11 protein-coding genes are annotated in these 12,120 nt (G+C 46.8%); 6 read left to right on the top strand and 5 right to left on the bottom strand.

Annotated elements, in window-relative coordinates; all coding sequences use genetic code 11:
* The first annotated feature begins 287 nt into the window (after window positions 1-287).
* The 3 genes from SPK40_RS14825 to SPK40_RS14815 are packed head-to-tail and all read left to right on the top strand — an operon-like array spanning window position 288 to window position 2,650.
* Window positions 288-1,058: a TIM44-like domain-containing protein gene (locus SPK40_RS14825; protein ID WP_330960974.1), complete on the top strand. Its 771-nt coding sequence runs from the start codon at window positions 288-290 to the stop codon at window positions 1,056-1,058.
* A gap of 55 nt (window positions 1,059-1,113) precedes the next feature.
* Entirely contained in the window at window positions 1,114-1,896 is a 783-nt protein-coding gene (locus tag SPK40_RS14820) for a hypothetical protein (protein WP_330960973.1), read from the top strand.
* Window positions 1,897-1,933: 37 nt separating this feature from the next.
* Window positions 1,934-2,650, top strand: a complete 717-nt coding sequence (locus SPK40_RS14815) for a hypothetical protein (RefSeq protein ID WP_330960972.1) — start codon at window positions 1,934-1,936, stop codon at window positions 2,648-2,650.
* A gap of 59 nt (window positions 2,651-2,709) precedes the next feature.
* Here SPK40_RS14815 and SPK40_RS14810 read toward each other — a convergent pair whose 3' ends face one another.
* The 4 genes from SPK40_RS14810 to SPK40_RS14795 form a co-directional block, all read right to left on the bottom strand.
* The gene (locus SPK40_RS14810; RefSeq protein WP_330960971.1) at window positions 2,710-3,873 is read right to left on the bottom strand and encodes an MFS transporter; all 1,164 of its coding nucleotides are present in this window, start codon (window positions 3,871-3,873) and stop codon (window positions 2,710-2,712) included.
* Between the two features lie 6 nt (window positions 3,874-3,879).
* Window positions 3,880-5,439 (bottom strand): ABC-F family ATP-binding cassette domain-containing protein, encoded by a 1,560-nt coding sequence (locus tag SPK40_RS14805; RefSeq protein WP_330960970.1) that lies wholly within the window; start codon window positions 5,437-5,439, stop codon window positions 3,880-3,882.
* Window positions 5,440-5,858: 419 nt separating this feature from the next.
* Window positions 5,859-6,005, bottom strand: coding sequence for a hypothetical protein (locus SPK40_RS14800; RefSeq protein ID WP_248143375.1), 147 nt, complete (start codon window positions 6,003-6,005; stop codon window positions 5,859-5,861).
* Between the two features lie 132 nt (window positions 6,006-6,137).
* Window positions 6,138-8,732 carry an alpha-amylase family glycosyl hydrolase gene (locus SPK40_RS14795; protein ID WP_330960969.1) on the bottom strand — a complete coding sequence of 865 codons (2,595 nt, stop codon included), beginning with the start codon at window positions 8,730-8,732 and terminating at the stop codon, window positions 6,138-6,140.
* 396 nt (window positions 8,733-9,128) lie between these two features.
* On the opposite strand from SPK40_RS14795, the gene parS reads away from it, so the two are divergent.
* The 3 genes from parS (at window position 9,129) to SPK40_RS14780 (ending at window position 10,423) form a co-directional block, all read left to right on the top strand.
* Entirely contained in the window at window positions 9,129-9,581 is a 453-nt protein-coding gene (parS, locus tag SPK40_RS14790; RefSeq protein ID WP_330960968.1) for a type II RES/Xre toxin-antitoxin system antitoxin, read from the top strand.
* Window positions 9,581-10,051 (top strand): RES family NAD+ phosphorylase, encoded by a 471-nt coding sequence (locus SPK40_RS14785; protein WP_330960967.1) that lies wholly within the window; start codon window positions 9,581-9,583, stop codon window positions 10,049-10,051. The genes parS and SPK40_RS14785 overlap by 1 nt, the downstream gene beginning before the upstream one ends.
* Window positions 10,052-10,138: 87 nt before the next feature.
* On the top strand, window positions 10,139-10,423 hold the full coding sequence (locus SPK40_RS14780; RefSeq protein WP_330960966.1) for a hypothetical protein: 285 nt from the start codon (window positions 10,139-10,141) through the stop codon (window positions 10,421-10,423).
* Window positions 10,424-10,527: 104 nt separating this feature from the next.
* Here the strand turns inward: SPK40_RS14780 and SPK40_RS14775 are convergent, their stop codons facing one another.
* A complete protein-coding gene (locus tag SPK40_RS14775; RefSeq protein ID WP_330960965.1) occupies window positions 10,528-11,907 on the bottom strand; it encodes an ATP-binding protein in 1,380 nt (459 codons plus the stop codon).
* Between the last annotated feature and the right edge of the window lie 213 nt (window positions 11,908-12,120).

Genomic DNA, 12,120 nt, shown 5'->3' with positions numbered 1-12,120 from the left:
CCGCCCTGCATCGCGATTGCAATGCAGGGCGGGTATTTCAAAACCGAGTCCGGCGTTGGTCGATCAACAAGCCGTGGGTTTCATACCAAATAACTTTCTTCACCAATATAGCTTTCTTCACAAAATAGTATTCATCACAGAAAAGCTCTCATCAAAAAAAGCTATCAGCCCTCCAATGCTCTCTAAGACACTGAAACACAGCGCTTAATCTCAGCCAGCCACCATCCGCCCTCAACAGTATACCCATAAAAATAATGCCGCCATTCAGTTTGGTTAAGGATATATCGTTGAGAAAACAATCACTTCTTGTCCTGATAACATTTTTGCTCATCGCAATTTTTGCAGGTTCCGCAGTCGCTGGTCCCGGAGGATCGATTGCATCATCAGGCTCTTCTTCAAGATCATCGTCGAGCACTTCATACAATTCCTATCACAGCACAAACTTTGATGGCGGTGATGGCTCTATCCCTGAATTCCTCCCGTTCCTGATATTTATCGGCATCCCCATCCTTCTGATTCTGAAGCTGTCAAATACACAACAAATTCGTACCCTCAAAAAAACAGCCAAAGCGCGATTAAATGAAATTGCTGAAGATGAGAAAACATTCGAGTGGCAAAAGCTACAGCCTCTTTTTGAACAACTGATGCACAATACCTATCGGGAATGGCAAAACCTGAATATATCCGCACTGTCAAAGTACATGACCCAGGATTTTTTACGGGAACAAAGCGAATCCTATTTACAGGAGTGGAAACAGGAAGGCTTTGTCAATGTTTGCCGTATCATCAAAATTAAAAGTCTCGAGCCTTATCTCATTCATACCGAAAAAGATTTTGATGCTAAAAATGGCATCATCTTGACTGTTGAGCTGGATGCAGTTGTCAAAGATTACCTGGAGTTTCCTGAGAACGGAAATATCGTTGAAGGCACAAAGGAAAATGTTCAATCCATCAGATACTGGACTTTTATACTCCGTCAGGGCAAATGGAAAGTGACTGAAATCGCAAGCAGACCGACTCACGTAAAATTCGTCAATCAATACCAGAAAAACAATTAAGTCCTTAGTGCATGAAGTCAATTCACACAATCGTCATTGGAAGGGAAAATACACCTTGAAAAAACAAATAACATTATTCATCTTATCAACTTTGGCTGTGGTATTTTTTACCCGGTTGGCAATAGCTGAGACCAGCCAACCAACACATTATTCAAAAACTGAAATGTATGCAAATAAAGCCATATCAGCTTATATAGAAGAATCAACCTCTTCTTCTATACCATTCCCTTGGTATATTTTTACTTCAGCCATCTTTTTCTTTATTCTCATCAAAATAATTATCACGGTAAGAACATATAAAGTAAATCGATTCAAGAAAAAAGCAAATATTGAATTGCACTCACTATCTGCAATTCACCCTGAATTTGACTTAAATTCCCTCAACACATTCATTGAAGATCGCATCCATGAAATTTATCAGAAATGGGAAGTTTCAGATACAGACGCTCTTTCAAAAAAAATGACAAAAGACTTTTTTGAACTCATGTATAAGCGATATTTCAGAGTATGGAAAATAGAGAATATCCTCAACATCCGCACACTAGAAGAGATCCACTTACTCGAACCCTATTTAGTCCACATTCAAAACAAAAAAAACTTAGAACATGGTATCACGATAACGTTCCACTTCCTTTCGACAGGGAAAAATTATTTTATCAGCACCTGTGGTGGTGGCCTGATAGAAGGTGACAAGGAAAGCCAATACTCTGAGAGCTTTTGGACTTTCATACTCCAAAAGGGTAAATGGAATCTCGCTGAAATTGCCGACTCTCCTAAACAAATAAAATTGATTCATCAGCAGATGGACCTTGAGAAAATTGATAACCAACTTAAGTAAAACTGCATTCATTCAAATCGACAGAGAAATATAAACAATGAAAAATAAAACTCCGATTCTCATATTAGCCGCTTTCGTTTTCGCATTCGCCGCTGAATCCGCCTTGGCTGCCCCCGGAGGATTTTCATCTTCATTCAAACACGCTCGCTCTTCTGGAAGTGTCGCCCCTTTCGTGATCATACTGGCTGTACCTGTCATCATTATTTTATTCATTTGTGAGTTTTGTAATTCATCCAGCCAAAAGTCTGACCTGCAACAGCAATTTGATTGCCTGATTGCAAAAAGCAATGACTTTGAATGGATCAATCTTCAGCCTGTCTTTGAGCAACTGATGCATGAGATCTATCGTTACTGGCAGGAAATGAATAAAGAAGCCTTGTCAAAAAGAATGACAAATGATTATTTTCATCAGCAAAACGAACGTTTTTTAACGCCATGGCAAAAAGAAGGCGTCATGAATATTTGCCGGATAGAAAGCATCACATCCCTGCAACCATATGCAATCCATGTAGCAGATCTGAATGATCTTAAAGACGGGATCACCGTAACCGCTTCATTGAATGCGATGATCAAAGATTATGTCGTCGATAAGGAAACCGGCAAAATCACGAAAGCCAGTGGTCAGTTGAAGAAAGGAACAGAATACGCCAAAAAATCTTCAAGCTACTGGACCTTTACCCGGATTGACGGTGAGTGGAAGCTTGCAGAAATTGCTTATCGTGAAACCGACATCCAGTATATCCATACACTGTAAAATACAGCATGAAATTTTCCGCCCTGCACGATCAATCCCGTACAGGGCGGACACTCATCTTATGATGCGCGTTTCATTTTCACCGGCTGCAAAACCGTCATTGCCACGCCAAACAGGACAAAGGCAAGTAATGCCATCCCGACCGGACCTGTCGTGTAGACAAACCCGGCAACACCAGACCATAGCGCAACCCCCAAATGCATCATGGTCATTGCCAGTGACATCAGGATTCCACGGTGTGCCGGCGACAGTTCCGCAATATAGCTTTGCAATGCCGGTGAACCCACACCGCCCGCCAGTGACCACAGCAATAATGGCGGAATCAGCACCAGCAGATTTTCTGCGGGGAACAGATAAAACCAGACGCTGACCAGCACACAAACCAATAAGGCGATACGCATGACCTGACGACCGCTTTCCAGACGCGCCGATAACCGCGGCATCAGAAGATTGCCGACTACGCTGACACAGCCCAGCACCGCATACAGGCTGCCGACTGACCACATGGACAAGCCCTGTGTGTCCCGTAAGTGCTGACCGATCAGGTTAAATAACCCAATCCCGCCGCCAAGACCAAAGCACATGGCCAGCAGCGCCCCGGCCGCACCGGGGATCGCCCAGATTTTGCCGGATGCATCTTCGCGCGTTTCAGATGCAACGACCGTTTTTACCGGCAGATCCTTTTCGCTGAGAGACAGATATCCCAATGCCGCTGCAATAATCCAGGCACAGACACCAAGCACCAAAAAACCAGCCCGCCAGGACAGGCTTTCCGCCAGAAATGCCCCCAGCGCCGGGCTGGCAATCATGCCCAGTGTCAGTCCGGACTGCACCCAGGCGATCCGTTTCATTGCTTCACCACCGGAAGAATCCGCTGCCAGGGCAAAGGCAATTGGCAGCATACCTGCACTCGCCAGCCCTGTCACAACCCGAGTCACCAGACCGGCTTCAAATGTGCCGACCACACCGGTCGCCACCGAAGCCAGCCCGAATAACAAAGATGCCGGGATCAGCACGGTCATCCGGCCATGTCGATCAGAATAAGCACCCAAAAACGGCGCCACACAGGCCAGTGCCACGCTGTAGGTCGTAATAAACAAAGTCACCCGCTCCGGCGCAACCCCCAAATCATTGCCGATAGGGGCCAGAATCGGCCCCAGCATCAGCTCATCTGCACCGACCAGAAAAGCAATCAAAAACAGCAGAACATTCAACATCTTCATCTTTCCTTAAACCAATGCCGCGCTTGCTGACGTCTGAACAGACTGGATATCCACCACCCGGTCCGGCCATCCGGCGACAAAATCCTTTTCGTGCGAAACCACAATCAACGTTCCGTTGTAATCCTTCAGCGCCTGCTTCAGCGCCGATTTCACTTTGGCATCCAGATGCGTGGTCGGCTCATCCAGCACCAGCAGGTTAGTTGGCTGAAGTGCCAGACGGCAGAGCTTCACTTTAGTCTGCTCGCCGCCGCTCAGTGAACGGATCGGTTGAATCGCCAGCTTGCCTGAAACCCCAAAGCGTGCCAAATGCTGTCTGGCCGCTTTGTCATCCGAACCAGGGCAGGCAGATATCACCAGATTCACAGGCGTTGCCTCCGGATCATCCCAGTGTAATTCCTGTTCGAAATAGCCCAGTTTCAGTCCCTGTGACAACGCCACCTGCCCGGCAATGGGCGCCAGTTCGCCGACCAGTGTTTTCAGCAAAGTGGATTTTCCGATCCCGTTAAAACCGGCAATCACCACTTTCTCGCCCCGGGACAGCGTGAGGCCCATTTCCGGCAGCAACGGCCGGGAATAACCAATCACCAGTGACGATGCCGACAGCACTTTCTGTGCAGCATGATCCGCAGTTCGGAAAGCAAACGAAATTGCCTTTTCCTGCTCTGGTGCAGCCAGACGATCCATGCGTGCCAGCTGCTTTTTCCGGCCATTGGCAATGCTCGCATTGACCCCGGCCCCGTTTTTGGCGATGAACTGTTCCAGCTTATCGATATGTTTTTTCTGCGCCAGATACTGCTTGGCATGCGCCGCATCCGCACTGGCTTTCTGGGCCAGCGCCTTATCCACATTACCTTTATATTTGCTGATTTGCTGACGGTCGATATCGCAGATCCCCGTTGCGATCCGGTTCAGAAAGGCTCGGTCATGAGACACCACCAGAAACGCACCCTCAAAGCTGTTCAGATAGTCAGCCAGCCAGTCGACATGCGCGGTATCCAGATAGTTGGTCGGTTCATCCAGCAGCAATACATCCGGCGAAATCAGCAACAGCGAAGCCAGCATCACTTTGTGCCGCTGCCCGCCGCTCAGATCACCCAGCCGGGTGTCCATTCCGAACTGAATGATCCCCAGCCCGTCAGCCACCGCATCAATCCGGCTGCTGATCACGTAAAAAGACTGGCTTTCCAGCGTAGCCTGAATCGTCGCCGCCCGGCTCAGATAGCTGTCCCGGACACTTTTTTCAGGGCAGGCATAAATCGCCATCATTTCCGCTTCGAGAGCATATAAATCAGCAAAGGCCGTTTGCAGATAACCGCGGACAGACAACGCAGCATTCATCTGCGCATGCTGGTCCAGATAACCGATCTGTACAGACGGCTGCCAGACAATATCGCCGCCGTCAGGCAAGATCTCTGCCTGAAGCAGTTTCAGAAAGGTACTTTTCCCGACGCCGTTCTTACCGGTCACCCCCAGATGCTCACCGGGGAACAGCATGAAATCGGCATTCTGATACAGGGTTTTGTCGCCGATGTGGTAAGTCAGATTTTGAATATTCAGTAAACTCATTGTGTTACATCCATAAAAAAACGGGAGGCGGTATTTACATACCGGCCCCCCGCTTCAAGAATTTTCTTCAAGAAACATCATGCTTTGTTTCTGTCTGCCAGAAACAAAAAAGGCCGGCGATGAAGGTCATCGTCGGCCCCACTCTCTACTTTGTTCAGATACAACACATCCGCCTGTAAAATCAGGCATGCCGGGTTATATCTGATGAAGATTCAGAAGAGTTTCAGCTCCGAGCAACACTTCATCGTGTTAATGCGCGGAGCACACTCGCCTGACAAAATTCTTAAAGAGGATGTAAAACATCGTAGAGAAGTCCAAATTCGTATTCGGCGGAAAGTTACCCAACTTTATTGTCAGAGTCAACTCCGCATCTGTTCGCGATGTTCCGATTCGCAATACATCGGTCAGCGATGTCATGCTTAGCCAAACGCGACCGCCAGCACTACAATCACCACAGCCAGCCCCAGAATCCCCTTCACCAGCAGCCCCAATTTATTGCTGCCGCCATTCGGTGCCTGATTACAACAGCCCATCGTATCCTCCTCATCAACAACAGCCATTAGCATAAAGCTTCCCGTTGCAGGAAGGTAAAGCAAAAAATCAATTCCGGACCTCAGGTTCTGAAACGCACAAAAAAAAACCGGTCACCCTGAGCGAATCACCGGTTTTGAATGTCAGGTCACCTGTGAATCAGAGCCTTACCGGGCCTGCGTAAACACAGTCACCGCTGTCCCTTCAACAACAACGTTGCCGGAAAGTCCGGGCTGGTTCTGAGCACCCGAAGCATCCGCAGCCAGCGTCCAGTTGCCCGCAGGCAGGCTGATGGTCTGATGGTTCCCGCTGTTATACACCACAAACAGGTTATGCGTGTCTTGCGGGTAGGTGATATAACCGGTCACCAGTTGGCCGCCAAACGCATCCGGTCTGGTAACCGTCAGGTAATTGGCAATATCCTGATTCGAGGTCATGCGCAGTCCGGCATGGTTACGTCGCAACGCAATCAGATCTTTCAGGTAGTCATAGGTGGCAGCGTTGTCAGCGCGACGATGCCACTTGATGCTGTTAAAGCTGTCCGGGGCATTGTACGTATTGTGCGTGCCGCCGTGATCACCGAAGTTCCAGGCGCTGGGGATGCTGATTTGTTCATTGTCGGTTTTAGTCCTTAAGAACTCATCCCCGGCATGGACAAACCCGATGCCCTGACTGGTCAGCACCATCCCCATGCCAAAGTTCACCACTCGCTTGGCGTAATCGAGATTTGCGGGCGGCGTCAGGCTGAGAATTTGGTGGGCACTGTTCTGCACGACATCACTCGACAGACTTAAGTAAACCTTATCCCACAACCCAAAGTTATCGTGGGCAGAAATGTAGTTGATGCTTTGCTCCGGATCAGCCGCATAATTCCTGAACCAGGTACTGTTCCGGCTGTCGTTCGGGTCGTATGCCGAACCGCGCATCCCGTCATAGATTGACCATCCGGCTTCTGCACTCTCCAGATTGTTGAACATAAAACCGGTGCGGGTATCGTCATTCGAGCCCTTCAGCGCTTCCCGATACGCACCGTTGAAGACGCCGACATGTTCTTCCGCCATGTTGTGCGTTGTGCCGTAGCGGACGCGTTGCGCTTCTTTCGGATCACTGGCGTAGCCATTCCACGGTTCACCGTAAATGAGCAAGTTGCGGTCCGGGAATTGCTGATTCAGCGCGCGTCCCCATTTTTCAACTTCACCGTAAGAGAAAATGCCGATCAGGTCGAAACGGAAGCCATCGACACCATACTCATCAACCCAGTAGGCCAGTGAATCCTGGATCATCCGGCTGACCATCGGCTGGTCGGCGTCAATTGAATTGCCGGTCCCGGAAAGGTCCGTTGCGGTGTAATAGCTGCCACTGATGTTTTCAAACATTTCATTGGCGAAAGTGTGGTTATACACCACATCCATGATGACCCGAATCCCGGCTTTGTGGAATTCATTCACCATGGTCTTAAACTCGTTGGCACGCGCCTCGTAATCGGTCGGCACCTGTGAATAACGCTCTTCCGGTACATTGTAATTGCGCGGATCATAACCCCAGTTGTAACAAGGGTCGCTGTCCGGCAGTCCGTCACAAGTCGCGAAATCAAAGACGGGAAGCAGCTGGACGTGTGTCACCCCCAGATCGGCCAGATGATCAATTCCTGTTTTCAGTCCGTTATAACGGGTGCCGCTTTCGACCATGCCCAGAAACTTACCGCGCTTGGCCGCGCTCACGCCAGAACTGGCATCGATCGTAAAATCACGGACATGAACTTCGTAAATCACGGCATCTTCCCGATTGACGAGTGCAGGCCGCTCAGCCCAGCCCCCTTCAGGACGGGTGCGAGACATATCCATCACAATGTTGATGGCTTCACTGTCTCCCGTACCGGGTTTCACCATTTTCCCGTAGGGGTCCCGGACCGGAATCCCGTTGATCTTGAAGGTATACTCAGCCAGATACAAATCCCCACTGACTTCGGTCTGATAAACATCGGTGTAACCGTTGAAGTCACTCACTTTGGTGAGCGGGTACTCTGTCCCATTCACGGTGACCGTGACATTGCTGTGGTCCGGCGACCAAATCGCAAAAGTCGTCTTATCCGGTTGATAGGTGGCGCCGAGTGTCGGTTGAACCGCACAGTCAGTGGTACATGGATTCACAGCCCTCAGACTGTAAGCCAATGTCTGGTCGTTCACCGTGACCACATAATCGCCACTCACGTTTGTGTAAATGTCACCGCCAGCCGCATCCAGCACGCCGTCATTCTGATTGTCACCATAGTTCTGCGACCAGTCCCCGGTCAGGTCAAATTTAAATCGCTGATTGGTCTGCCCGTCAAAATGAATCAGGCGCGACCACGTATGATCACCGGCCAGTGTCATCGCACCTGCGGCCCAGTTGTTGGCCGTGCCGCGAAAATAAAGCACGCTAAAATTTTGTGCATAAGTCTGGCTATCACAACTGGCAACTTGCGTGGTTTGTATGCTGTGGCTGTCGGTATAAAAATCAATTTGATAGCTTTGATCTCCGGTAACCGTGTAATCGCTGGCGGGATAACTTTCCTGCCAGTCAGCGTAGCGGTCAATTTTAAACCGGGCACCACCGGTGGCATCCCCTTGCTGAAAAGTCTGGCAGGTTTGATAGTGGTTGGCCGCGATTTCTGTCATCTGTACCGCGTTCCACTGGTTCGGCGTTCCCCGGAAGTGCCAGTCGGCGACCGCGGGAGCACTGATCAGCGTCGCGCCAATCACAAGTGTAGGTAAGGTTCTCATGTCGATTTCCTTTTGCCGTCCTTTGCGGGAGAGATGACTCCCGAAGGATCACGTTATTGTTGATGTTTTCTTACTACCCCCGACGCAGCGATTTACGCCCGTCAGGTGAGATGTAGATAGCACAAAAAATAACGTCCGAAATTCTGCTTCCGGTGAAATCCAATCGAAATGTGAACCGATTAACTTATTGTATGGCAAGAAAAAATTGAACTGTGATCTTGTTATCTCAACCCCTGCCTACGCCCCCTATTCTACGCCCTGAGGGGTGCTGTCACTGACAACCGGAGAAACGCCCATGCCCTCCTTGTCAGGGCACGGACATTTGGATACATTGCAATTTCAGCTCATTTGAGCCAACATCTTAAGGTCATATGGACTCAGACGTGGAGAATGACAATGGCGACTGCTGAATTGAAAAGTTTCAAACCCACACGCGGCCACAAAACGAATTTTTGGGTGAACCTTGGAATTGAAGATGCCAAAACAGCCCGAACTGAGGCCGTTCATCAAGGGTTTAAGCCGCAGGTATACCGAAATATCATCGATATGACACAGCTCTCACAAAGCGAGTTTCATCACGTCACGCATATTCCTGTCAGTACGATCAAACGCAGACTGAAAAACGGAGAGCGTTTCAGTACTCAAGAAAGTGACGCAATCTATCGGCTGGCAATGCTCATAAAATTAGCCACTGAATTATTTAAAGATGAAAAACGCGCGCTGGAATGGATGCGTGAAAGTGTTTACGGTCTCGGTGGAAAACGTCCGCTTGATATGGTTTCCACGACGGTTGATTTTGAAATTGTCAAAGACCTGATTGGAAGAGTTGAGCACGGCGTTTTCTCATAATGAAACTGTACCGTCTGGCTCAGAAAAAATTTGCTGACACACCGTTTAGCCCTGTTGGTGCAAAACTGTATGGTGGCCGATGGAATTCTAAGGGCACAGAAGCCTTATACTTTGCTGAGTCTGAATCTCTCTGCGCCTTAGAGGTTTTTGTTCACGTGAATAATGACCCAAACATCATCGATCAGTATGACCTCTATCGTATCGACATTCCTGAGGACTTGATCGCCAAACTGGAAAAGGAAGATTTACCTCAAACATGGCGGGATATTCCAGCAAATGAGGAAACCCAAAATATTGGCGATGAATTCCTGAATGACGCAGAACCTCAATTTGCGGCATTACAAGTGCCATCGATAATCTCACCGCGAGACAACAACTATGTTGTCAATCCAAACCACCCTGCAATGGAAAAAATTTTCGAAGCACATGAAAAACTCGACTTTGAGTTTGACCCAAGAATTTTCAAATAATCCCATGAGCCATAATGGCTAAAAGCCATCCCTCCAAACACCCGACTCTTCTGATCGTCGCTGAAAAAACACTAGGGATTAATCGATATGAAAACGTCAATGTCACTCCTCATCGTCACAACAATTTTTCTTTGGATTGGTATCCTAGAAAACCCTGAATTCTTCAGCTACGCGTCATTTATCAAAGCCAGACCTTGTCCAAAGTTTATTTTTTATTCACCTGTCGGCATGCAAGATCCTGAAGATGTTCATCTCACTGAAAAGGAAAAGTATGAAGAATTGATATTTGAACAATATTTTGGGGTAAATGGCATTCAAGCAAATAGTTTTCGTTTATCCTTCTGTGCCATGTCACTTCCCGAGCATGACTGAAGCGTAGCCTGAAGTTCATTTATAGAGTAACCGAGGCAAGAGCAGATGCATATAATACTCTAGGGCAAACAGAAAAGAATAGTAGGTTTGCCCCAGCAGCATTATTAGCAACTTGTTTTTTGCCACGCAGACGCAGCACCTCTTCTTCCGGGTATAGGTTCTATCAGCCCTCTATCTTTAAGCCTTAAAAAAACATTTTTCATAGTGTTCTCACTCTTAATCCCGGTTATATCCCGAGCAAGCCGATTAGTAATTTCCACATGCGTTTTCAAGAAGTCCATGACAAGCTCCTCTGGGGACGCTAAAGATTCATGTGGTATTACTACTAATACGGAGCTTTCCTTTTCATGAATTACCGGCGGCTTTAGCCTTAGAGCTTCCATTGCACTAAAAGCGGTATTCAAACCCTCCCCTACATCCTGATTTGGCGGATTTGGGAACTTGTTAATTAATCTAACTATAGTTGGATTTCTAGCGCTTTGAGTATCAAGAATATTCTCCCTAGTTACATGACCTGGGAGTTTCCCTGGGCTTTCGACTTCAATTCTATTGTCAAATATTCTAATTTGAATATCTGCAATTACACTGTAATCACGGTGTAAAATAGCATTCGTTATAATTTCATGAAGAGTTTCATGAGGGTATGTAATTGTTTCCAAACCATCAGAACCAAGCTTCTGAATAGTTTCTATTATTTCTATTGTTTTATCAACCGCATTATAAATAACATTATAAGCATCACCCTCGATAGTTAGAGGTACTCCATCTAAAAACTCTCGTCCAATATCATCATCTTTTGTCCTATAGCGCATAATTTTTACACTGCATCTTTTGGGAAGATAGATTGCAGGCTCATCACAAAACAATAAAACTCCAGACACTTTACACTGGCCGTCTTTAATAAGCTCCTGATTATTTAAATAAGTAAGTGGCTCGGCATTTGGAATGACATTGACCAGAAAGTTTATTACAGAAAGACTATTTTCAACCTTATCAATTGTTACATTTACCCATTCATCTTCAAATGTAACAATACCCTTATCAAATTCAAGGCGTTTGACTTTTTCATCTGTATCAAGCTTTACCTTTCCCGCATTGACTCGGATGAAAACCTCACCTTTCGTAGACCGAACTATCTCTTTAACTTTTTTTACGGTGATATGTAATACATAACCTGAAAAATCGTCGCATTTGAGAAACTCAAAAATAAGATGATTCCCAAAGGAATGAGCCTGAAAAAGAATTTGAGCTATATCATTTGCTTCTTCTACATCCTGAAATCCTTCCCATGCACGCTGCTTATCAGTGCCATTTTCAGAAATACCTATATATATATCACCGCCACCGGCATTGGAAAAAGCAGAAACTGTCTCAGACAATTTTGATGGCTTAATTTCTTTTGCCTTGACATCATTAAGATAGTTTTCTTCAACATTTATAATTTTTTCAGCTTGCTCTCTGTTAATTTCATATATAGGGTACATGAATACCTCCAATGTAAAATGACGCTGAGGTTTTATAGCTAATTATTTATCCAACACCGCAGTGCCATACCCACCTCTCGCTCACATTCAGCTGAATCTATTAATGAATTTAACTATTAAGGTGTATTGTCAAACAAATCAGTAATTCTTACTAAACTATTTGATGTATCTTACTCCAACATCATATACCATCAAACAGTTCTGCTTTATTTT

Source organism: Photobacterium sp. 53610, from assembly GCF_036409375.1.
Lineage (GTDB): Bacteria > Pseudomonadota > Gammaproteobacteria > Enterobacterales > Vibrionaceae > Photobacterium.
Note: the sequence above shows the minus strand (reverse complement) of the source record. Positions and strands in the feature narration are given on the sequence as shown.

Bases quoted from the DNA above. Each gene is read 5' to 3' on its own strand.
- SPK40_RS14805 (WP_330960970.1), bottom strand. From the start codon at position 5,439: ATGAGTTTACTGAATATTCAAAATCTGACTTACCACATCGGCGACAAA.
- SPK40_RS14795 (WP_330960969.1), bottom strand. From the start codon at position 8,732: ATGAGAACCTTACCTACACTTGTGATTGGCGCGACGCTGATCAGTGCT.
- SPK40_RS14780 (WP_330960966.1), top strand. From the start codon at position 10,139: ATGAAAACGTCAATGTCACTCCTCATCGTCACAACAATTTTTCTTTGG.
- SPK40_RS14775 (WP_330960965.1), bottom strand. From the start codon at position 11,907: ATGTACCCTATATATGAAATTAACAGAGAGCAAGCTGAAAAAATTATA.
- parS (WP_330960968.1), top strand. From the start codon at position 9,129: ATGGCGACTGCTGAATTGAAAAGTTTCAAACCCACACGCGGCCACAAA.
- SPK40_RS14810 (WP_330960971.1), bottom strand. From the start codon at position 3,873: ATGAAGATGTTGAATGTTCTGCTGTTTTTGATTGCTTTTCTGGTCGGT.
- SPK40_RS14815 (WP_330960972.1), top strand. From the start codon at position 1,934: ATGAAAAATAAAACTCCGATTCTCATATTAGCCGCTTTCGTTTTCGCA.
- SPK40_RS14785 (WP_330960967.1), top strand. From the start codon at position 9,581: ATGAAACTGTACCGTCTGGCTCAGAAAAAATTTGCTGACACACCGTTT.
- SPK40_RS14800 (WP_248143375.1), bottom strand. From the start codon at position 6,005: ATGCTAATGGCTGTTGTTGATGAGGAGGATACGATGGGCTGTTGTAAT.